Origin of the sequence: Thermanaerosceptrum fracticalcis (assembly GCF_000746025.2) — a bacterium.
GTDB classification, from domain to species: Bacteria; Bacillota; Peptococcia; order DRI-13; family DRI-13; genus Thermanaerosceptrum; species Thermanaerosceptrum fracticalcis.
Map to the genome: position 1 here is coordinate 1054777 of NZ_CP045798.1, position 20978 is coordinate 1075754.

The 20978-nt window shown below is 42.7% G+C and carries 18 protein-coding genes and 1 riboswitch; of the genes, 2 read left to right on the forward strand and 16 right to left on the reverse strand.

All coding sequences use genetic code 11. The features are described 5' to 3' along the window. Positions 1-3: 3 nt before the first annotated feature. The 4 genes from BR63_RS05555 to BR63_RS05570 all read right to left on the reverse strand — a co-directional run bounded on the left by BR63_RS05555 (position 4) and on the right by BR63_RS05570 (position 6385). Positions 4-1686 (reverse strand): ABC transporter ATP-binding protein, encoded by a 1683-nt coding sequence (locus BR63_RS05555; RefSeq protein ID WP_034424196.1) that lies wholly within the window; start codon positions 1684-1686, stop codon positions 4-6. After that, positions 1659-2573 (reverse strand): energy-coupling factor transporter transmembrane component T family protein, encoded by a 915-nt coding sequence (locus BR63_RS05560; RefSeq protein WP_034424199.1) that lies wholly within the window; start codon positions 2571-2573, stop codon positions 1659-1661. Before BR63_RS05560 ends, BR63_RS05555 begins: the two co-directional genes overlap by 28 nt. A 2-nt stretch (positions 2574-2575) precedes the next feature. Further along, positions 2576-3658: a DUF4430 domain-containing protein gene (locus BR63_RS05565; RefSeq protein ID WP_051966055.1), complete on the reverse strand. Its 1083-nt coding sequence runs from the start codon at positions 3656-3658 to the stop codon at positions 2576-2578. 129 nt (positions 3659-3787) lie between these two features. Further along, positions 3788-6385 carry a stalk domain-containing protein gene (locus tag BR63_RS05570; protein ID WP_081908246.1) on the reverse strand — a complete coding sequence of 866 codons (2598 nt, stop codon included), beginning with the start codon at positions 6383-6385 and terminating at the stop codon, positions 3788-3790. A gap of 245 nt (positions 6386-6630) precedes the next feature. Further along, positions 6631-6907: riboswitch (cobalamin riboswitch) on the reverse strand. A gap of 384 nt (positions 6908-7291) precedes the next feature. Here BR63_RS05570 and yedE point away from each other — a divergent pair. Beyond that, complete coding sequence (gene yedE / locus BR63_RS05575) at positions 7292-8380, forward strand: YedE family putative selenium transporter (protein ID WP_034424201.1); 1089 nt, start codon at positions 7292-7294, stop codon at positions 8378-8380. Then, positions 8358-8570, forward strand: coding sequence for a sulfurtransferase TusA family protein (locus BR63_RS05580; RefSeq protein ID WP_034424203.1), 213 nt, complete (start codon positions 8358-8360; stop codon positions 8568-8570). Before yedE ends, BR63_RS05580 begins: the two co-directional genes overlap by 23 nt. A gap of 306 nt (positions 8571-8876) precedes the next feature. On the opposite strand, the gene BR63_RS05585 is transcribed toward BR63_RS05580, so the two are convergent. The 12 genes from BR63_RS05585 to BR63_RS05635 form a co-directional block, all read right to left on the reverse strand. After that, a complete protein-coding gene (locus tag BR63_RS05585) occupies positions 8877-9101 on the reverse strand; it encodes a DUF5348 domain-containing protein (protein WP_187142736.1) in 225 nt (74 codons plus the stop codon). Further along, positions 9098-9898 carry an ExeA family protein gene (locus BR63_RS05590; protein ID WP_187142735.1) on the reverse strand — a complete coding sequence of 267 codons (801 nt, stop codon included), beginning with the start codon at positions 9896-9898 and terminating at the stop codon, positions 9098-9100. The genes BR63_RS05585 and BR63_RS05590 overlap by 4 nt, the downstream gene beginning before the upstream one ends. Position 9899: 1 nt before the next feature. Beyond that, complete coding sequence (locus BR63_RS05595) at positions 9900-11246, reverse strand: DDE-type integrase/transposase/recombinase (RefSeq protein WP_187142733.1); 1347 nt, start codon at positions 11244-11246, stop codon at positions 9900-9902. A gap of 53 nt (positions 11247-11299) precedes the next feature. Then, positions 11300-11803 carry a DUF6431 domain-containing protein gene (locus BR63_RS19465; RefSeq protein WP_276568918.1) on the reverse strand — a complete coding sequence of 168 codons (504 nt, stop codon included), beginning with the start codon at positions 11801-11803 and terminating at the stop codon, positions 11300-11302. 1237 nt (positions 11804-13040) lie between these two features. Then, the gene (locus BR63_RS05600) at positions 13041-14222 is read right to left on the reverse strand and encodes a helix-turn-helix domain-containing protein (protein ID WP_034424706.1); all 1182 of its coding nucleotides are present in this window, start codon (positions 14220-14222) and stop codon (positions 13041-13043) included. Beyond that, a complete protein-coding gene (locus tag BR63_RS05605) occupies positions 14212-14892 on the reverse strand; it encodes a hypothetical protein (protein ID WP_034424705.1) in 681 nt (226 codons plus the stop codon). Before BR63_RS05605 ends, BR63_RS05600 begins: the two co-directional genes overlap by 11 nt. A gap of 160 nt (positions 14893-15052) precedes the next feature. Further along, positions 15053-15229 (reverse strand): hypothetical protein, encoded by a 177-nt coding sequence (locus BR63_RS05610; protein ID WP_153802162.1) that lies wholly within the window; start codon positions 15227-15229, stop codon positions 15053-15055. A gap of 85 nt (positions 15230-15314) precedes the next feature. Continuing rightward, on the reverse strand, positions 15315-15947 hold the full coding sequence (locus BR63_RS05615; protein WP_081908271.1) for a peptidoglycan recognition protein family protein: 633 nt from the start codon (positions 15945-15947) through the stop codon (positions 15315-15317). 5 nt (positions 15948-15952) lie between these two features. After that, complete coding sequence (locus tag BR63_RS05620; protein ID WP_034424704.1) at positions 15953-16150, reverse strand: hypothetical protein; 198 nt, start codon at positions 16148-16150, stop codon at positions 15953-15955. Between the two features lie 41 nt (positions 16151-16191). Beyond that, a complete protein-coding gene (locus tag BR63_RS05625; protein ID WP_034424703.1) occupies positions 16192-19674 on the reverse strand; it encodes a hypothetical protein in 3483 nt (1160 codons plus the stop codon). Between the two features lie 12 nt (positions 19675-19686). Next, positions 19687-20763 carry a hypothetical protein gene (locus tag BR63_RS05630; RefSeq protein ID WP_153802161.1) on the reverse strand — a complete coding sequence of 359 codons (1077 nt, stop codon included), beginning with the start codon at positions 20761-20763 and terminating at the stop codon, positions 19687-19689. Between the two features lie 11 nt (positions 20764-20774). Then, positions 20775-20924: a hypothetical protein gene (locus BR63_RS05635; protein ID WP_153802160.1), complete on the reverse strand. Its 150-nt coding sequence runs from the start codon at positions 20922-20924 to the stop codon at positions 20775-20777. Positions 20925-20978 lie beyond the last annotated feature (54 nt).

Here is a 20978-nt window from a genome sequence, read left to right on the forward strand (position 1 = left end):
AACTTAATATAAATTTCTCGCAGCAATGATAAGCCTTTTTAAAGCCTGCTCTCCTTCCCTAAGAGTTACTACTGTATCATCGAATTTGTTAAATAATTTACTAACCTGGGGCGAATAAAAAGTAGACTGGGTCAACATCTCATACTTACTGCCCCTGGCTATAATAGTACCCTGGGTCATTAAAACAACTTCTTGGGCAAATTCTGCCGCAAATTCTACATCATGGGTCACTACCAAAAGGGCTTTACCTTCTTTTTGTAATTCTAATAATAATTGACCAAGGTTATTCTTTAATTCATAATCTAGACCTCTGGTTGGTTCATCCAGAAGGATAAGCTGAGGCTCGGCTACCAATACAGAAGCTAAAGCTACTCTCTGTCTTTCACCAGAGCTTAAATCCCTGGGGTTTGACATGGCATACCTGGTTAAATCTAACCTTTCCAGCCATTTATCAATCTTACCATTATCCTTTAAACAAAGGTTTTGTAAGGTAAAAGCCAGCTCTTCCCTAACTGTCGGCAAAAAAAGATAGTCGTTGGGATTCTGAGATAAATAACCCACTATCCCCGCCAGCTGTTCTACACTTGTTTCGCGGATATCCTGGTGTAAAATTTTTATTTTTCCCCTTGTAGGTTTTAGTAGACCCCTGATGTTTTTTAATAAAGTAGTCTTCCCGGCAGCATTCTCTCCCATTAAAACAATCAGGTCTCCTGGATAAATTTTGAAATTAATATTTTGTAAAGCTTCGGTGCCGTTTTCGTAGGCAAACCACATTTTTTCAATTTCTACCAAAGGTTCTTTCTTGCCTGAGCTAACAGTTCTAGGGTTACTCTCTTCTTTTTTAAATTCTTGGTTACTAACTGAAGAAACTGCTTTTAACAATTTTCTCCCTTCCTTAACTGTTAGGGGGATTTCTGAAAACCCAGCAACAGTAAAGAGCTTGGCCAAGGGCGGAATAAAGGGGCTCTTATTCTCTACAGCCCATTTGGCGATTTCTCCCCGATCAGTATGGTTATAAACAATCTGGCCCTGTTCCATTACTAAAAACCTGTCAGCCAGATGAAAACACCTTTCCAGCCTTTGTTCTATCAGAATAACCGTAATGCCGTTATCTTCATTCAATCTTCTAATGATGGTGAGTATTTCTTCTCCAGCCACTGGGTCCAGTTGGGAAGTGGGTTCGTCCAGGATTAAAATATCCGGCTGCATAGCCAGAATGGAAGCAAGGGCTACTTTTTGTTTTAACCCCCCTGATAATTCGGGAGTATTACTTTTTAGTAAAGGAGTTAAACTTAAAGCCTCCGCAACTTCCATAATCCTTCTTTTCATGAGGCTCTTGGGTAAGCCCAGATTTTCTAAGCCAAAGGCCAGTTCCTGTTCCACATTGGTCATGACAAGCTGGCTTTCAGGATCTTGAAATACCATGCCAACCTTTTGTACAAGGCTCTCTCTACCCATCTGCCTTAACTCAACACCAGCAATACTAACACTGCCGCCATATTTCCCGCCATAAAAGTCAGGTATAAGTCCAGCTAAAGCCCTGACCAAAGAAGACTTTCCACTGCCGGAACCGCCTACTATCAGTACAAATTCTCCCTCATTGATAGAAAGATTTATCTTATCTAGCGCTGGCTTATCCGTTTCTGGATAATAGTAAGTCAAATCCTTGACTTCAACAAGGGCCATTTTTTCCACCCCCAGTTCAGACAGGCAGGAAATATGAAGAAGATACTCAGAAATCCAGCCATTACGATCTCTTGTAAATCTACTGGCTGTAACCTGGGATAATACCGGTAACTAGTCCAGCCGGCAAAGACTAACCAGGTTCCCATAATAATACCTATAGCAACAAAGGTAATAATCAGAATATCTCTAGGATGCCATAATTCCTCAGTATAATGGGACCTCTTGCCCAAACCATATCCTCTGACCTGCATGGATTCAGCAAGCTGAAAAGACCTTTCCAGACTGGACAAAAGCATAATGTTAATGACAGGCACAAGTTTTTTAAGTTTTTTCTGCCAATGATTTTCCTGAAAGTTTACTCCCCGGCAGCGCTGCACTTCCATAATTCTTTGAAAATCACTGGTCATTAAAGGGAACAAGCGAGTTGCAAGACTCAATGCCAGTACTGTTTTGTTGCCCCACTTGCCTAAAAGCTTTAAAACTTTATCGGGATGAACAGCATGTGTATATAGACAGAAAGCACTGATAATAACGAAAAATCTCAACCCCATCCCTGCTCCATAGCACAGAGCCTCCAAAGTTATTCTAATCTTCCCGATTCCCGGCATGACTGGCCCTACTAAGAGTACCGTAGTACCAGCTCTTACAAAAAGACAGTTTACCATTATAATAATTAAAATAAAGCCCAGGCTAAATTTGAGACAGGTTACCCACTCCCTGGTAATTTCTGCAGATACTATAACCATACCCAGGGCCAGAAAAAGGGCCAAAAGAAAAACCGGATGGGAAAAAACCAAAGATAACAGGGCTATTGTAAAGATATAGAAAATTGAGGTTAAAGGATGGATTCTATAAATTAGATTATCTCTTTCTCTGTAAATAAACATCTTTAATCCCTCAACAAAGGTAGTCTAATAATCTCTCCGGGCAAAACAACAGCACTGTACATGCCCATAATTTTTTGGGGACACTTAACTAAAACATCTACAGCTTCCTCAAAACCTCTTCTATCCGTACCAGAAATAAGCCAAAGCGGACTGTCATCACCGCTGCCTTCACCAGTAGCAACGATTACTCCGGCACTCCCCTGCAATTTCTTAACCCCTTCCCCCTGATAGTCCAATAATTCGATACTACTTTCTGTAAAGTGAATAAAGGTGCCATTTTTTTTGTAAGCATTGTTTAATTCTTTCATCCAGGCAATATCTTTTAGCTTCTCCCATTCGCCGATAAGGATAGTGGGGCCTTCTCTCTGCGTAAGCATTTCAGCATTAATCTCCTGTACATCAACTCTTAAAATACCGTAATCTTTCATGCTTTCTTTTAATTTTATAGCCAGCTCTGTTTCGCCAGAACCACACATGATGGTAGTCTTCTTAACTTGACCCCTAAAGCCGTGCAAAAATGGTTCAGGAAAACAGCCGACAACAGCAGGTATACCTTGAGACAGCTTCCAGGGATGATAATCCCACCAGATGATTTCACCCGGTTTGGGTTCGTAATCTAAAGCTCCAACGTCAGCAAAAATCCCGTTAACATAGTAAAACCAATCTTTTCTTACACCTGATACCCCGCCAGTATCTGTCAATAAGCCATTAATACCGCTGACAAACCCACCTCCGTAAGAGGTCTTTACATCAGCGCCGGCCAGAAGAAGGGCATCCATTACAGACATATTTTTTTTAAAATTAACTTTAACCTCTAAGAGTTTCTCTTTTCCAAAATCCTTAGTTACTATTACTTCTATTTTTTCATTTTTAGCAGTTGTTACATTGTTTTCTCTGCCATGCTTCTCGCTTACAGGTATTTGGGCATTGGCAAGTTTTCCTTCATCCACATTTGTGTTTACCGGTGCTTGAGTCTTTTCTTTTCCGTCAGTCAGCAAATTACGGTCTTGATTATGTTTATCGCACCCAGCAAGACACACTACCAAACCCAGCAGTAGGATGGCAAGAAGTACTGATCTTTTCATAGAATCCTCCTCATAAACAGCCACAAAGTCATAGCACTGCCTGGCTGCTCCGCTATAGCAGCCAGGCAGTGCAGACCTATAAATGATTACCAGTCTTTGGGTTCTTCACATCTGCTTTTATTTTTTTTATTACTTAACTATTTCTACCATTCTGCTGGATGGAAACCATGTTACATAAGCTCCCAAGGATTCTGAAACATAACGGATGGGTACAAGGGTACGACCAGTAATGATCGTTGCAGGCGTATCTAAACCAGGCCCAGTTTCTCCAATAACCAGGGTTACTTTTTTACCATCCAACATCATTTCCACTGTTTTTGTTTCTGCGATCCACTCTACCTCAGCACCCAAATTTTCCCCGATAAATCTTAAAGGTACCATAGTACGGTTACCCAGGATAACCGGCGGAATATCAAGCCAAATTGTTTTGCCGTTAACCGTAGTAGTTAACTTGTTCACTCCTAAACTGATTTTTTTCAGGTCTTTAGCTTTCACTACCCCATATAAGCTGAATTTATCGCTATAGAAAGTAAAAGTCTTTTTCTCGGAATCGTAAGCTCCGCCCAGTTTTACAGGTTTAACATTACCTTGAGCATCCTTCTCATATCTTATCCCGGTTAATTTAGCAATGTCCTCTTGATTCAGAACTGAGCCTGATAAATCAATAGTTACTTTTACGGGTTCCTGGAAGTTTTTAATTACATCAGTATTAACAGTGCCATCATTGCTGGTGCGTATTATTTGGGCAGTTAAATCTACTATCTTAGCTCCAATATCAAACAACCCGGTACTTTCACCTACAGAAGCCTTTGAAAGTATTTCTTGTTTTTCTGCTCCACTTACTTCTCTTGCTCCGATTTCTAAAGCAGCATTTTTATCTTCTAGAACTTTCATTAACTCTTCTGTAATTAAGGATTGGGGAGCAAATTCTACTTGAAGACCCTTGCTTTCTATAGTTAGTGGTTTGTTATCGTTGGCTAATCCAACAATTGTATGGGGAGAAAGCTTACCCTTTCCATCAGTTTTTTCTGCTAGGTTAAGTCTGGCTTGTCCTGTTTGCTGAATGGTATCAGACAATTTCTTATCATCAAGAATATTAGGGTTTTCTTTAGTATTAGAAGAAACACCGGATATTTCAGTAGGGCTTGTGCTGTACCACCAGACAACCAGGTCATTATTGGCAACCGGGTAATCTTTGGCAGGCACCCCGGGTACAACACCGTTAACCTTATACATCCACCCGTTCATGCCCTGGGGTCCCTGGCCTGCAATTGTGTCAATATAGCTCGGGTTAGCATCATTATAACTAAGTCCTGTTTTATCCAAAGCTCCTAAAGCAGTAACACCCCATCTATCACTCTCCCTCAATGTTACAGTACTTGGACCAAACAAAGTTTCTCCGCTTCTGCCAATAACTTTTATAGTAACTCTGATGCCTTGTTGGTCATTATTGCCGCCATTGTTTCCTCCGCCGGCAACACTTACATCAGCAGTACCGCTAACGCCTTGATAAGTTGCAGTAATAACTGTATTTCCTGCCGCCACCCCTGTAACCAGACCTCTGTTATTTACCGTTGCTATACTGCTGTTATTTACAGACCAGTCTGCTGCTGCACTTACATCCTCATTGGTACCATTCAATTTATAAATTTGGGCCGTATATTGTTGACTGCCGCCTGCAACTATATTTGCACTGGCTGGCGTCACTCTTAAACTTAGTACAGCGTCAGGCGAAATATTTCCTCCTAACACACGGTAAGCATCCAAAGCCCAGGTGTTGTCCATCAGGTTCTTGGAGGTACCAAACGTCCCATCCTCATTGAGAGCACTATCCCGCATGTAATCTACGGCACTCTTGCCGCCGACTGTCCAGACCGCAGGGTCCATACCCAGGCAGTTTAAGGTAAGTATTGTTTCTGCCGTGTCTACAAGCGGATCATCAAATCCTCCAGCGTCTTGAAAGCTTCCATCGTCTTTTTGCAGAGCCCTCAGCCAGGCAATTCCCTTATCGATAGCCGTTTGCACGGCATCAGCCTGCCCTCCCGCAAGGGGCTTCAGGTATTCTAACGCCCGCACCGCCTGGGCTGTCGCCTGAAAATCGTTCCAAGTGGAAGTCCAGGCCCCTGTACCGCCGTCCTGACAGCTTAAGATATAAGTAATGACAGCTGCTGCATCTATTTCGGCCATGTCCCCGGCTCTGCCCAATGATTCAAAGGCGGGCAAGTCGCTGAAGGCATTGTTGTCAAAAGAGCCGTTCCCGCCTGCCGTCTGCCTGTTCTTTAAGATGTTCAGCAACTGGGTCGCTCTTGCATCTCCGAAAGCTTTTGCCGCCAGATATTCATGCGCTACTCTTTTGGCCGAAGACTGATTTTCTTTCCCTTCGTTTGCAATAGTCGCATCAATTAAACTCAAGACACTGTCTTTGAAACTTGTGCCGTTATATACCCATGTTCCTACATCCGCCCCCGCCTGGGTCAGGATATAGGCATCATAGGCACCAAAGTTCCCCCAGCCGCCGTCAACTGCCTGTCCACCTTGGTGTAAATTGTAGTTGTTTCTTGCTGCCTTTAATGCTAAGTTATCATATACCTCTGCGGCCACAGCTTTGCCATTATCGAGTCCACTAAAAAGTAATGGCCATGCAGGCAATAACAAGGTTGCTATAAAGAATATCAGTAATAACTTAGATACCAGGTATCTGTGTGTTTTCTTTGTAAAAATATTCATTTTATTCCTCCTCCTGCTATGTATCTATTTTCTCTTGCTATCAATACATCTTTTGCTAACTTTTCTCACCTCCAATAATAAATCCCTCAGCTAAATAAGCTAAAACCCAGGGCACCAAATGGATAAAAGTAAACATCATGCCTGACAAAGAAAGCTTAAAAAATTAAAAGTCTCTTAGTATGTTACTAAGAGACTTTCCCCATCTTAAAGCCGCTAGCAGCTAGAACGAATTTAATCCCCTTCGTCTAGTTCATACATTTAAGGCAGGTCTCCTGGCTCGCGGGTCAACCTCTTCCCGCCTTCCCATCCGCACTCAACTTGTGATTAAAACTTAATTTATAATTCCATACTCTTTTTTTAGTATGTTCAAATAAATTTTATGCTTTCACATTAACCACTAAGTTGAGTGCTGGACAGTGGCATACTGGGATTTGTCACCGCTTACAGTGGTGGGTCCGCACCGGAATTTCACCGGTTTCCCTATTCTCCCCTTGACGGGGCACCTTAAATGGGAATTATTTACTTCTAGAAATATGTTAATCCTTAGTTTGTTTTTTTGTCAAGTTTTTTTCATAGGTTTTGTTCATAGGTTTTATTTATTATCCCAAAGATATCCGCTTGTCCTTCCCGATGGGAGCAGGCTTAGTAAAAGAACAGATGCTTAAAAACCTGTAATACTTGGATATTGATTTTCCTAACACTCCTACGGAGTTTAAAGAAAGTATGCACTTGATAAGGCGAAGAGTTATTGCACATCACATTGCAATGTGCAACAGACCTATTGAGTTAATAACTTATTGTTATATAACTAGAGTAGACAATGATATAATTTCATAACAATTTTGATAGGTAAATGAATATCCATAAAGAAGTTTAAATTATCCAAGAATGCAAAGGAGGTAGTTTATGAACAAAAAGATTCTCATTATGCTTACGGGGGGTGTTGTAGGTTTATTGGGTGTACTTCTGGTGGTATTCGGAAATCCAGCTAACATGGGCTATTGTATAGCTTGTTTTATACGGGATATAACTGGCGCCTTGGGATTACACCGTGCTGAACCCGTCCAATACCTAAGACCTGAGATTATTGGCTTAGTTATTGGGGCATTTGCTACTGCTCTATACACTGGAGAATTTAAATCTGTTGGTGGGTCTAATACATTCACCCGATTTACTCTAAGTTTTTTTGGAATGTTTGGTATGTTAGTGTTCCTAGGTTGTCCTGTACGGGTTGTGTTACGCCTATCAGGAGGAGACTTAAATGCAATTATGGGATTATTTGGTTTAATTGCTGGCATAGGTTTAGGTACATATTATATTAGCCAAGGATATTCCTTAGGTAGAACAGTATCTCAATCAAAAACAAATGGGTATATTTTTCCTTTGTTTATGGTAGCACTTTTGATTTTATTAATAGCTAACCCCCCATTTATATTCTTTAGTAATAAAGGTCCTGGCTCTCAACATGCAGCAATATGGCTGTCTTTATTGGCAGGGCTAATTGTAGGCTGTCTGGCTCAACGCTCCCGTCTATGCATGATTGGGGGAATAAGAGACTTTGTCTTTTTCAGAGACACTTATTTACTCTCTGGATTTATAGCAATGTTAGTAGTAGCAACTTTAGGCAACTTAGTGGTAGGTAAATTCCACCTGGGTTTTGCGAACCAGCCTGTAGCTCACAGTGATGGTTTATGGAATTTCCTTGGAATGACATTGGCAGGTTTCTCTTTTGTCTTACTTGGTGGTTGTCCTCTTCGCCAGTTAATCTCTGCTGCTGAAGGTAATGGCGACTCAGCAATCACTGTTCTTGGCTTAATGGCAGGAGCAGCATTTTCCCATAATTTCTCTCTTGCTGCCAGTCCTGCAGGTGTACCAATTGGTGGAAAAATAGCTGTTATTCTTGGTCTTATCGTAGTTTCACTTATTGGTGGACTAAACATATTAAAATTTAAGAGAATAGGAGGTACTTTAAATGTCACAAGTGGTGGACGCTAGAGGCTTATCCTGCCCTGAACCCCTTGTTTTAACAACGCAAGCAATAAAACAATTTCCTTCTGGTCCAATTAAAGTTATAGTAGATAACGCTTCAGCAAGGGATAATGTATCCCGCATGGCAGAGAATTTAGGATGGAGAGTAGAAATTGAAAAAGCTCAAGAAGAATACGTTCTTGCATTAAGTAAATAATTTTGTGGAAATCACTTTATTGGAGACCCTATTAAGAAGAGGGTTTCCTTTTTTGTTTATCGAGTTTATTGCACATAATTAACAGATTGTTTATTATGGACTCACTTAATACGTTTAATTATAAATTCCTCATGTGTACTAACTTTTTCCTCAATACGATTTAATTGGTCTGTGTGCTGCTGCCAGCTGTTACTGACACTTCATAATGTCCTGTAACTGCCAGTATATGGTGTCCAGTTTATGACGGACAATTTGGCCAGTGGCCGAGAAGGTGAGACGACTTTATCGCCACCTTCCCGGATGCCGTTATATTTCCACCTTGTACGAATTCCCGATCCGCAAATTGAAGCGGGCTCCCGGCATAATCACATACCACTGATGATCGTACTCTATGCGGCAAGGAATACTAGTTGAACCGATTAACAAATCAAAAACTTCTCCACAATGGAGTTCGTAACAGTAGTCTCCCGTATCCACCATCCAGCGGTCTTGTTCGTGGTCGTATGTCATCTTGCACCATTGCTGCTTCATGACAATTCTCCCTGGATAACCAACTTAACCATATGGTCATCGATGATCCGGCGGCCATTCTGTGCCCCATATAGCAAGCAGTGAGTACAGACCTTGTTCACTAGCCTAGGGACACCACTAGAGAACCGAAATATCTCATCCAAAGCACCATCAGAAAATATATCATGGTCGGCACCAGCGTAAGCAAGATGTCGTTTCACATAATCCCCTACCTGGGCGCGGTCCAAGTGGGGCAGTTTACACTGGAGATCAATGCGTTGCCGGATAGCGGCATAGGCCTGAAGCTTAAACTTCTCCCAAAGTTCAGTCTGACCGACGAGGATAAGAGCCATGGGACTTTGCGCATCCATCTTGAAATTGAGAAGGAATCTGACCTCCTCCAGCATCTCCCGGTCCAGAAGATGTGCTTCATCTACGATGACAACAGGCTGAAGATGCTGGATACCCCGCATAAGCTCGATTTCTCTATGCAGTTGACGCTTGGCATCACCACGATAAAATTTGGATTCACAGCCTAGCTGCTCCAAGAGACCCTTGTAGAAATGTCTGGGTGTCAGCTTGGAATCCGCCAGGTACAGCACCATGAATTTAGCAGGGTCTAAGGAATCCCTGAATCGACGGATAGTAGTAGTCTTGCCAGTCCCGCAGTCACCGGTAACAACGGCGAACAACTGACGCTGGGCAGCATATTCCAGGCGACCTAACGTCTCTTCCAGCATGAGTGACTGATACAACTCGTTTGTTGGGATATCCCGTGAAAACGGAGTTTGAGATAGCCCGTAGAAAGGTTCAAACATCTTAGTTCCCTGCCTTTCTTACGGTTCTGTAGGAAATGGCAGGAGCCTGTTGTTCTATTCTCTGCTGATTCTTCTCAAGAGCTGCAGCCAGGAGTCTTGAGGATTCGGCTGGTTGTGTCCTTAGATGTTCAGGTAGCTTAGGTCGCTGGCCTACCATTTCTCCGATAACGAGTTCCCGGGCCTTCCAAGGGGTATGCCCCTCATATTCTATGGTCAGTTCAGTAATGTCAGCGGGATCATAGATGACATCTACGGTACACCCGATGAAACTAAGCCCGACCTCATACTTTTTCCCCTGGAAGCTGATACATCCAGCTTTATCAACTTTGCGTTCTTCGCAATGAAGAAAGGCGTTGGCTACTGTTTCCGGGTCCAGGAATTTTAGGGCTTTTTTGTCGCTACGATAGGCACTGGCGGGGCTAGCTTTGCCTTCCAATGCAGAATGGGGCTTGTTTTGATAACACTCCTCTAACCACACCCAGAACAGCTCATTGAGTTTGTCTAATGACTGAGGTTTCTCCAAGGCAACTTCACTGAGAAAGGAATCGACCACCCGGTTAAAACGTTCCACTTTCCCAGTCGATTCTGGGGAATATGGCCTAGCAAATAGTAGCCTAATCCCCATCTTGGCGCAGGCCCGTCCCATCCATTTTGTCCGGTACTGGCTGCCGTTATCGAAGAACACTGCCTCCGGCACTCCATATTTTAAGATAGCCTGACGGAAACAGTCTTCAACGATGACCTGATCCAAGGTTGGATAGAACTGACCGTGAAGAACAAACCTAGTGCAATCATCAAAAAATGTTACTAAGTATACCTGCTTCTTGGTACCATCTATGCCGATAGGTAAGTAGGGTCCATACTTAATGTCGGAATGCCAAAGCTTGTTACGATACTTCTGCTGATACCGCCGAGTAGCAACACCGGTACTCATATACATCTGCATATGCCTGGCGCTGTATCCACGTTCGGCTAGCTTCTCTTGCAGTGTACTGCGCTTAATTTGACCCGGCTGGGCCAGACCTTCCCATTCTAGAATCTGTATGATTTGGGCCACACTGCGCTTTGGAACCTCTCGTCGCAATAATATGGCCTGTTCCAGGATGTTTGGCGGAATGGCATCTTCGCTTCTGCTCTGAGCTTTACCTTTGGGCTTAAGTCCGGCAAAGCCATGTGTCTTATACTCTGACAGATATCTGCGCAGAGTACGTTCGGAAATTCCAGCCTGCTCGCAAATTTGGGTTTTAATCTGTCTGGCTTTGGCAGGGTCCAACCCTTCAGTTAGAAGTGGGGATATGAGTTGTACTCGTTGAGTAGCAACGTCCTCGGCCTTTTTTTGGTCTCTCATGCTAGATTACCTCCCTAATATTCGGAATCTAACATGAGTGTATAACCTCTACATCAGGACAAAAAGGCAGAACGGGTCTGTACCCAGTTATTTGAATTAACTACGGTTCGGACAACTCTGGCTAGCCAGCCGTAAGATTCTCCTACATAATGCCATATCCTTTGGAGCGGGGACAGGGGAAGGTCGGATGGTACTTCCACAGAATTTCTGGAATACTGAATAATAGCTATAGATATTAGGCAACCCAAAAAGTGATTAACTAAATCAAAAAACCAGATCCGCCAACGGGTAATAGTTGATTCATCTGCTGCAACGGCGAGAGTATTCCCGGCTATCACAGTCTCTATACTTTCACTGCAATGCCGCTTGTATGGAACAAGGATATCTGGAAGTTCGTGATGGATGCGCTTACAATTACTACATTGAAGTCTTCTAATCATTAGGACCATTTTTTCTCCGGCACTATTAATGCAGTTCCGCCGGCGACTTCCGATCACTTCCATTGATTCGCTACAGCAGGGACAGAGATTCTGTTCCTCGCTCCTAACAAAAAACACCTTTAAGGGGATTCTCAATGAGCTTATATTTTGTTACAATGACCATGTTAAGCTTATTGGGGACGCTCCTAGTGCTACTGTTGGCGCAGTAACACATCAAAACGGGGGCGTCTTTTCCTTTCTATTTGATATGGTCATTATATACAGCAATTCCTGGTCAGGCAATTCCGTCAGCTTTGTGCCATATTAGTTCGACGGCAACAGCCAGCCATCAAAAAGAGCCGAGATCTTCGGAGAGATTTCATTTTCTATTTTTACTTCGATATTAGTAACACGATCTTTAAGTTCATTTATATCAAGACGCATTTCAGTCCACCGCCGCCACGCCCAAAGGGATATTCCCAGTATTTTCCCAGAAAATCATCAATGGTAGACTGTTATGCGGCTTGATATGCGTCTTTAATCGACTGCTCTAATTATTACTTGGAAATATATTAATCACTGGACAAAAGAAAGAATCAAAAGGCATTTTGTTGTGTGTTTTCTGGCTTTTCTTAAAACAATCCGTGTTGATCAGCCCAATAATATCTTATCGTAAGAAGACCTGGTTGCCTGGTATAAAAAATAGGGTAGCCTGTAGTGGCAAACTTTGCGTTTTTTTAGAGAGGAATCCTATTATATCAAAGGTTTGCTGTTCTCAACTGATAAACTCAGGATAAAAATGCTGTTTAAATATCTCATTTATCTTTATTTTACTTTTGTAATCTACGATTTTTGAAACATGCATAGTGTATACCTAAATTCTATCTAAGCACAAAGTTATCCATAACCAAAAAATTTATTTTTGATTCTAATGAAAAAAGTCAAGATTTACGAAGTCTTGTACTATATATAGATAAACCTTTCTTTTATAAATCTACATATAGTGTTTGTACTTTAAAAAATATGGTTTTTGCACTAGAATCATTTTTTCCTAGACAGCAAAAAAAGGGTTCCGACATTATAAGATTGCCGGAACCCTTGATTTTACTGGATTTGGTGCGGCTGAAGAGACTTGAACTCCCACGGGCTTGCACCCACTAGAACCTGAATCAGTTGTGGGGCCTTTTTGGATCCTTGATAAAACATGCTAAACCCTTGATATTACTGGATTTCCGAGAAATACACCTATCGTTTTTTAGTGGAAAAAACCGTTGTTTTTTAAAACAATTAGCCCAAAATTAGCCCATACAATTCATCACATTTGTTATTATTTACCAGAAAATGCTCTCTACACCTCTTCTTAGAATGCCCTGTATTACTTTAAAAATGACGGAGTACAAGAGGACTTTATTAAAGTCAACTTTGGTTTACGAGAATTTGTTATTAAAAGTTCTTTAGGCAAAAAGCATAGACTATCTATTTCTTCTTTATTGAGTGCAATCTTATCAATTATCTCTTGTGGGGAAACTATATTATTTTCTAAAAGTAACTCTATTGCTTGTTTAAACAAATATGGATTCTCCATTGGTATCACGTCGTCCAAGGGCTCATTAGTCTTAAGTCCCCGTTTATTAATTATTGCAAAAAGATATCTAACCTGATGTTCTTTTAACAAACCGAGATTATCACAACGAATTATCATTGCTTGGATTGATACTTTCCAACGTTTTTTCAATACTACGAAATGCTCTAAAGAGTTAGATACCACTTCGGTGGGAAATGAATCTACAGGTAATAAAAAAGCACCAGCAAAATAGTTTGCTTCATTTTCAATCTGATCAAATAGTTCTTTATTTTTGAGGCTTTCCTGGTCTATGTGTGGGTGTAAAATTAAATGACCTAATTCATGTGCTATATCGAAACGAGCTCTTGCGGCAGAAGCCTTATCTGTTCCCATTATTATATAAGGTATTCCGTTATACCATTGAGAAAATGCATCAATTTTTTTGTCTCCAAATTCTATATTGCATATTACAAATCCTTTTTCTTGGAGAATTTCTATAAGATTTTTTATTGGACCTCTATCGATTTTCCAATATTTACGAAGATACAATGCAATCCTTTCTATAGTATCGGCATCATATTCATAATTTTTTACTAAGTGGTCTATATTTGGAATATCAACATCAGGAAAATTCACGAATTTTCTTAGGTATTGATAAATTTCATCAGCCCATTGAATTCTGCAGGAAAATGCATCTTTTAATTTTTTAGATGCACTTTTCATGCTTCTGAAGTTAACTGCACTATTACAAAACGAATTGTTTATATTTATTTTAGGTTTAGTGAAAAAATTAAGCGGAAAATTCAAAACCCCCATCATTTTTACCAAAACATGAGTACCCGGTTTTGATGTTCCCAGCTCATACTGTGAGATAGCCTGACTCGATACTCCGATTAAATCAGCAAGTTCTGTTAACGAGTATCCCCGAGATATTCTTGCCTCCCTTATTCTAGCTGGCACGATCTCATTATTAATAAATTTTTTATGATTCATTTCCCTCACCCTTAAGAAGATTTAACTGCTTAAGCACATCAGCCTTCAAAGAAGTAATTCTTTTTTCCGCTTGTTGTATTAATATATCATTATTTTTTATTAATGAGAATTCGGATCCGAGTTCAATTTTTTTGAGATAACCTGTCATATTTTCATTGGGAACTAAAAGATTTACGAATTCAATATCATTATTTCTTGTACCATATGTAAGAAATAAATAGTAGGGTTCAGGCTTAACTATTAAATTATTCTTAGTATTTGTATCGTAGAAAAGCTGCTTAGCTTTAAACTTATTTTTCCGACACTGCTTAACTCTATACCAAGACCTATTAGGTAGTGCATCCTTGTCTTTTGCTTTACCGATATTGATAATAACATTTTGTCTCACTAGATTAAGAGATTTATAATTAAAATTATTTACCTTAACCGCTTGAACTTTAAATGGGAAATTTTCACTCAACATATCTTCCTCAAACTGCCTAAAAATTAAATAGTTAAATAACCAACCTTTTATATTTGTTAAAAAAGTGGAAGTGAATAGGGTACTGTTGCTTTGAATTACTTCATGAAAAGCTCGTGCACCACTCAAAAAGAAAGGATATAACTGCGCCCTAATTGATCTGGGTAACTCCTTTTTTATTAACTCATCTGCATTATTATAGAATTTCATTTGTACCACTTCCTTTACTCATGCTCCATAAAGTATTTTAGTATAATTTTCAAATTTCATCAAGTAAATGTTGTATTATTTTTAATATTATAAAGCGAAATTATTGTTATGATATTAAACAAAAAAAGGGAGGCCCACGCCTCCCTAAGTTTTTGCACATCTACCATGTCAATTTTTCTTTTGTGACGAACCTCAGTACTAGGTTCACTGCCCCCAGGATAATCGCCTGTTCTTCTGCCGGCAAAAACTGCTCACCAAGATAAGATTGCCCTATTAGGGCGGCAATCGCAATAATGTTTACCCAAAAAGTTTTAGATAAATACCATTTCTTTTCCATACAAATCTCCTTTCAATACCTTTTAATACTAGTTACCAGCGTACATTTCTTCGCATAAGCACCACCTCCCAAAGAAAAAAGCAGCTCACAGGCTGCTTAGTTTATTTATTTCGGCCAATTTGGCCTTGAGTTCGGCATTTTCCCGTGTAGCCGCATTCAGGAGCTTCACCAAGTGCTCGTTCTCTGCTCTCAGATCTATTTCAGATTCAGAGACCTTAGTCTCCTGCATAAACTCCTTTACTTGCGCTAAGAAGTTCTCCCATCCGCCAGATCGCCCCCTTAGAATATGAGGGCAGTTCTTCCCAGTCCACTTGTTGTGCTGAACAACCTTGTCAATACTTAAACCCAGCTCTTTAAGGAGTTGGGCCACAACTTCGGCAGCATTCTTCTCTGCCATAGCACGATCACCGTCACTGTTTTCGCAGATCTCGATGCCAATACTCGTCCTGTTCCCGGGCCCGTTACCACCATCTCCTGCATGCCAACCTACTTCATCCAGGGGAAGATGTTGGATTACCCGCTTATCGTCCACGGTAAAGTGCCAGGACACCGGGGCTTTGGCCGCTGCATCGCCTTTAAGATATTTTGCATGAGCCAGGGCATCGGCACCGGCATTGCTGTTTGCCGTGTCGTGGATAGTGATATACTGCGGGGTCAATTTATGGCCGGGACGGTTCCGCCTTCCTGTGGGGATGAAATCTTGAACAATGTTAACCAAACAAATCACCTCTTCAATAAAAGTAAGAGGAATTGCAGTGCCATGGCCGCAACCCCTCCCATTACCCAGTACTGGAGCCGGTCAACTTTATCTTCCAACCGATGGATGGCTCCATTCTGTGCTTTTTTATAGTCCATCAGATCCTCGATGGCTCTGTCGTGCTCTCCCAGTAGTCTTTCTTGTTTACACACATGTTCAGTCATGCGGGGACTCCCCTCCTTTTACTCATAATAAGAGGGGGATTTTAGCCCCCCTGCATTAACTTCTTTCTTCTCTCCACCAGTTTCTGATACTTTTCCCGCTTTTGTTCAAGTGATAAGGACTTATCCTTGTTTAATTCCGATATCTGCCGGTTAATCTTATCAATTTCCCGCTCCCGCAGAATCATCCGGTACGTGGCATCGGGGTTACTGCTTTTCTGGTACATCTGAGTCTGATTCTCTCCCAGGGGTCTACGGTTATTCTCGTAATACTCCTTAGCCTCCGGGAATGAATACTGACCAAAGAGAACACCTCTTACAATATTGGCAGGAGTCCTCTTAACCGGATATTTTAGTTTGGTGCCATCACTGGTATATGCCCCTCCCTTGGCTAGGGCCGATACCCCTCTGACAGTCTTTTGTATTTGCCCCCCACCGAAGCCGGGAAGGACCTTGTAGAGAGGGTCTGACAATCCCTTTGCCGCCAATAGGCCAGGCCCAAAGCGTGTAGGGTCATTACGACCAAATAACTCTTTCCTGGTGGGTAATGTATCGGTTCCATATTCAGGATAAATGGAGGCGATTGTAGAACCCAAGGGCAAGTTAGAAACTACCTCTCCTGCCAGCCTGCCAGCCCGCTGCAGTGGTGATATATCCTCTTCCGTCAGGGCCTCGATAGTGGCATCTATAGGATCAAAAACTACTCCGGAACCCCTGGTGGCTTCCATAGCTTTGTTAAGCATAAAATTAGCCACGTACAGGGCAACCAGGCCGCCGAAGTCCCGGGCCTTCACAAAGTCTTTCTGTACCTTCCACAGGTTGGACACCTCCAGCGTAAAAGGTGCTACCAACTGCATAATCTTTGATTTTTGTAAGATAGGCACTTCCCCGATTCCCCGGCCGGCAACCAGACTCCTGGTCATATCATCAGCGTATTTTATCGGGTTTGGGATACCCTCTGCCAGAGCCTTTTCATAGACTGAGTACCAAATAAATTCAGTACCGACCTTGTCCACTACCTCAAGCATCCAGGCGGCAAATTTCTTGGGCTGATCCATGAGTTTAGTATCAAACTGGCGATAGATGTCACTGGAAAACCGCTCCGTAAGGAACCCGGATTTGGCCATCTCCGGAGCAGGCTTGAATATTGATTTTATGGTCCTTTTAAAACCTGGGACTGAATATTGCTTGGCGAAAGCTATACCCTGAGGCACGTTGGCTATCTGAGAGAGTGAAGACGATATATTACCCATGACCACGTTAGCCTTTATCCTGCTGTTTAGCCAGTTTAGGACCTTAAAAGTGGTCCGGCCCCCGGGAACAATCTTTTGCGCAAACCTGTCCGCTGGATTCGTTTTTCCGGCCAGATCCCTGGCATAGTCCCGCAGCCATTCGATGAAGTTGTTCAGATGCCTCGATTTTTCTGTTGCCCCAGCCAATTCTGCGGCCAGCCGTTCAAACTGGCCTATGTGCGGGTCGATATGCTTCGCATAAGATGCAGCCGGCAGGTAATTAAGGAAACCCCCAACGGCATCCTCTTTATAAGGCCCAAAACCCCTTTTTTGGGCGAAACTCAAAAACTTAGACTTAGGCAAAGTAAATTCCGAACGCCCCGCCAGACTTGGGTCTATTGCCGATGGGGTCTCAAAAAGGTTTTTCACACCTTCGAAGGTGTCGGCCAGTTCCCGAAAATGGCGATAATAGTCTTGGCGCCGAGGGATGATTTTTTCCGGATTGTTAGGGTAAATCTGGGCCCTTACGGCATTAACTTCATTAAGGAGCTGATCATAGGCCCAGCGGAACCACCGGTCAGCTTCCACCACCTTTTGCCAGTCCTTGGGCCTTAACTTTTGCAATTCAGGCAAAGAAATATTCTTCTCCCCGTATCTCTGGACCAAAGCAGACAATTCACTGCCTTTTTGGATTCCCAGTCTATCTACAACCTCTTCTTTAAGTTTACGTGCCCACTCCCTTTGCATCTCCACGTTTGCTTTCTTGGAAGCATCAAAGGGATCCAGAATAGCCTTTTTCACTTTCTCAAAGTGGGGGCCAAAGACATCCCGGAAGTTGCGATAAATATCAGTGGAATACAGTCTAAAGCCTGATAGGTCCCGGAGGCCATCGGCATTATACAGCTCCTGGGCAGTCTGCTCTGCAACAGTGGTCACTGGTTCCGGGGGTTCCCAGTTACGCCAATTATCATTTTGTTGAGATGATCTGTCGTATACTTTTGGCACTTCTATAGTCTGCTTGAACTGCAATGGTGTTAACGGTTCTACTGGCACGGGAGCCTGTTTGCTACGTCCTCTGACTAAAGCAGGCATCTCTATCCCTGCTGCTCTGGCTATTCTCCCACGCTCCACTGCCCTTTCAAAATTAGGTAAACCTGCTTGCTCCGCTTTCAACACATCGTCGGCCAACTTTTCCAGATCGATGCCCAAAGTGTTTTTAGCAAATTCCATTTCATCAACCCGGAGTTCATTGGTTCGGAAATAATTTTGCAAATACTCGGTAGCTTCCTTTAATTTCTGTTCAGCAATTGCCCGTTCTTTATTGAATATCTTGGCCTTTCCGGCAGGGAGAGCAACATTGCCTGGATAATCTCTAAGAGTGGGGTTCCTGAAAGTAAACTCCTGAGCAGGGTATAACAATCTTCCACTCTGTACCGGTTCAGTTTGCATCCCTGTTACAACTTTGCGAATGGCATCCTTCTGCCGATCGTTTAAATTATCCCAATCAACCCCAATATCTTTGGCTACTTCTCTTTCGACTGTTTCAGGGTTAATAGGCATCCCCTTGTATCTGGAAAGCACTTTACTTACAACCGGCCTTAATGCCTCAATACCTATCCCTACACCAGCACCTATAACGGCATCAAGGGCGATGTTACCAGCAATTTCCCCAGGAGTGCGGTCATTGACAATACCCTCAGTTATTCCGTACACCGTGCCGGCCCCGGCATTCTCAATTGCTCCCTTTGCCACATTTGCCACAGCAGGACTTTTGATTTTACTTGCCATCTTGGATGCAAACTGGGGTACCTTCGCCGCTTCACTTGCCATCATTGAAAACTTACCTAATCCGTTAGGTGCAAATATCCCCGCAGCTCCACCTGTTACATCCGCAGCAATGTCGGCAACTTTATTCCCGGTGCTGGGCCGGTTCTCGTTGTCGGCACCAAAGCCAATGGCGTTAGCAGTCTGAGAACCCCGATGAATAAATTTACCCAGGGCCGAATCATCGAACCGCTGGGTAATGTTAGCAATGGCATTGTTCACTGGCTTTAGGAATCCAGGCAGTCTCTCATTCATCCAGTCGTAAGCCTGCTGCCGATTAGGGCTTAAATTTGTAGGAATATCAAAAATGCCGCCCTGTTGGGGAGGCTGTGGGGGGTGAGTTATGGGTGCTGGTTTGTAGTTATCCTGCCCGGTTTCCCAAGAGGGCCTTTGGAATGAATTTGTTGCTTCCCAAGACGGTTTTATTATTGGCTGCGTGTTTGTTTCCCAGGAAGGCTTTTGGAAAGCCATGGGTATCCCCCCTTATCTATAGCTGGGGTAAAGTTGCTCTAAAAGGTACTGATAAGCACTAGGCCCTGCGTTGGCTATAATTTCAGCCTTATGAGCGTAGAGCCAGTCATTCTTTTCTTGAAGTGTACTAAACTCGTTCATCTTGTTTATAGCCGACGCAATGTAGTAATTAGCGATCTGGGTCTGAGTAGGAGTATCAGGCGCATTTACCCTGGCAGCATTGGTATTAGCGTTTCGCCGATCTATCTTAAGCTGTTCTTGCTGATAAGGGGTAGGCCCTAATTCATAAGGAAGCATGGCATTAGCTGTAGGGTATTGATACGGCAGTTCGGCGCGATAATTGGCTCCCTGTTGCTCTATTTCGGCGCGATAATTGGCTCCCTGTTGCTCTATTCCGGCGCGATAATTGGCTCCCTGTTGCTCTATTCCGGTCCTATAATTCTGTTGTTGCTGTTGGTATACCTTAGTGGCTGCATCCATGCTATTCTTCAATTGATTCTGGATACCTTGAGCATATGTATTCCACTGGTTCATTGCATTCTTATTGTATTCGCTCATATAGTTAAGCCTAGCCTTTGCAAAATTCCAAAGCTGCGCCAGGTACTGATCCTGGAGGGCTTTAACACGGTTCAGGAGTAACGCCTGCTCTTCGCTCAACTGATTCTGGTTGAGCCTGTTTTCCATCTCCAGCCAGATACCGGACTGCAGCAAGCCCCTGCGGTTCATTTCATTCATTAGGTTCTGGCGCTGAGTCTCCACAGTGCCCTTAATCCTTGCCAGGGCCTGCTCCGTGGCCGGGTCTACGCCGCCCAACATCCTCTTAAAGGCATCCTCAATCTGAGACTGCATGGAGTTCAGCTCATTAATAAAGCTGGCATTCAGTTGTGCTAAAAGTGCTTTGCCCTGGTCATTGACCTGGTTCATAATCGCCCCTACCTGCGCAAAATAGGGCGTGATGTCAATATGGGGCTGTTCATGCTCCTGCGTAGGTGGTGTAGTGGGCTGTTTCTGCTCCTGCGTAGGTGGTGTAGTGGGCTGTGCTACCTGATCATTATAATCGGATTTGTAGTTCTCAGGCACAGGTATCATCGGTTTAGCAGTTACCGCCGAAGTTCCTCCTCCTGAGCTTGTACTTCCGCTTCCGCCCCCGCCGCTTGATTTATTAGTTGTACCCCCGCTTCCTCCTGGTACAACAGTGGATGTGCTTGTTGGGGTTGTGCTGCCAGGCCTAGCAACGCCGTTAATTGCATACCTATCTCCGCTTGGCTGAATTTTTGGTTTGGTGGGCTTCGGTAAGATTTTAC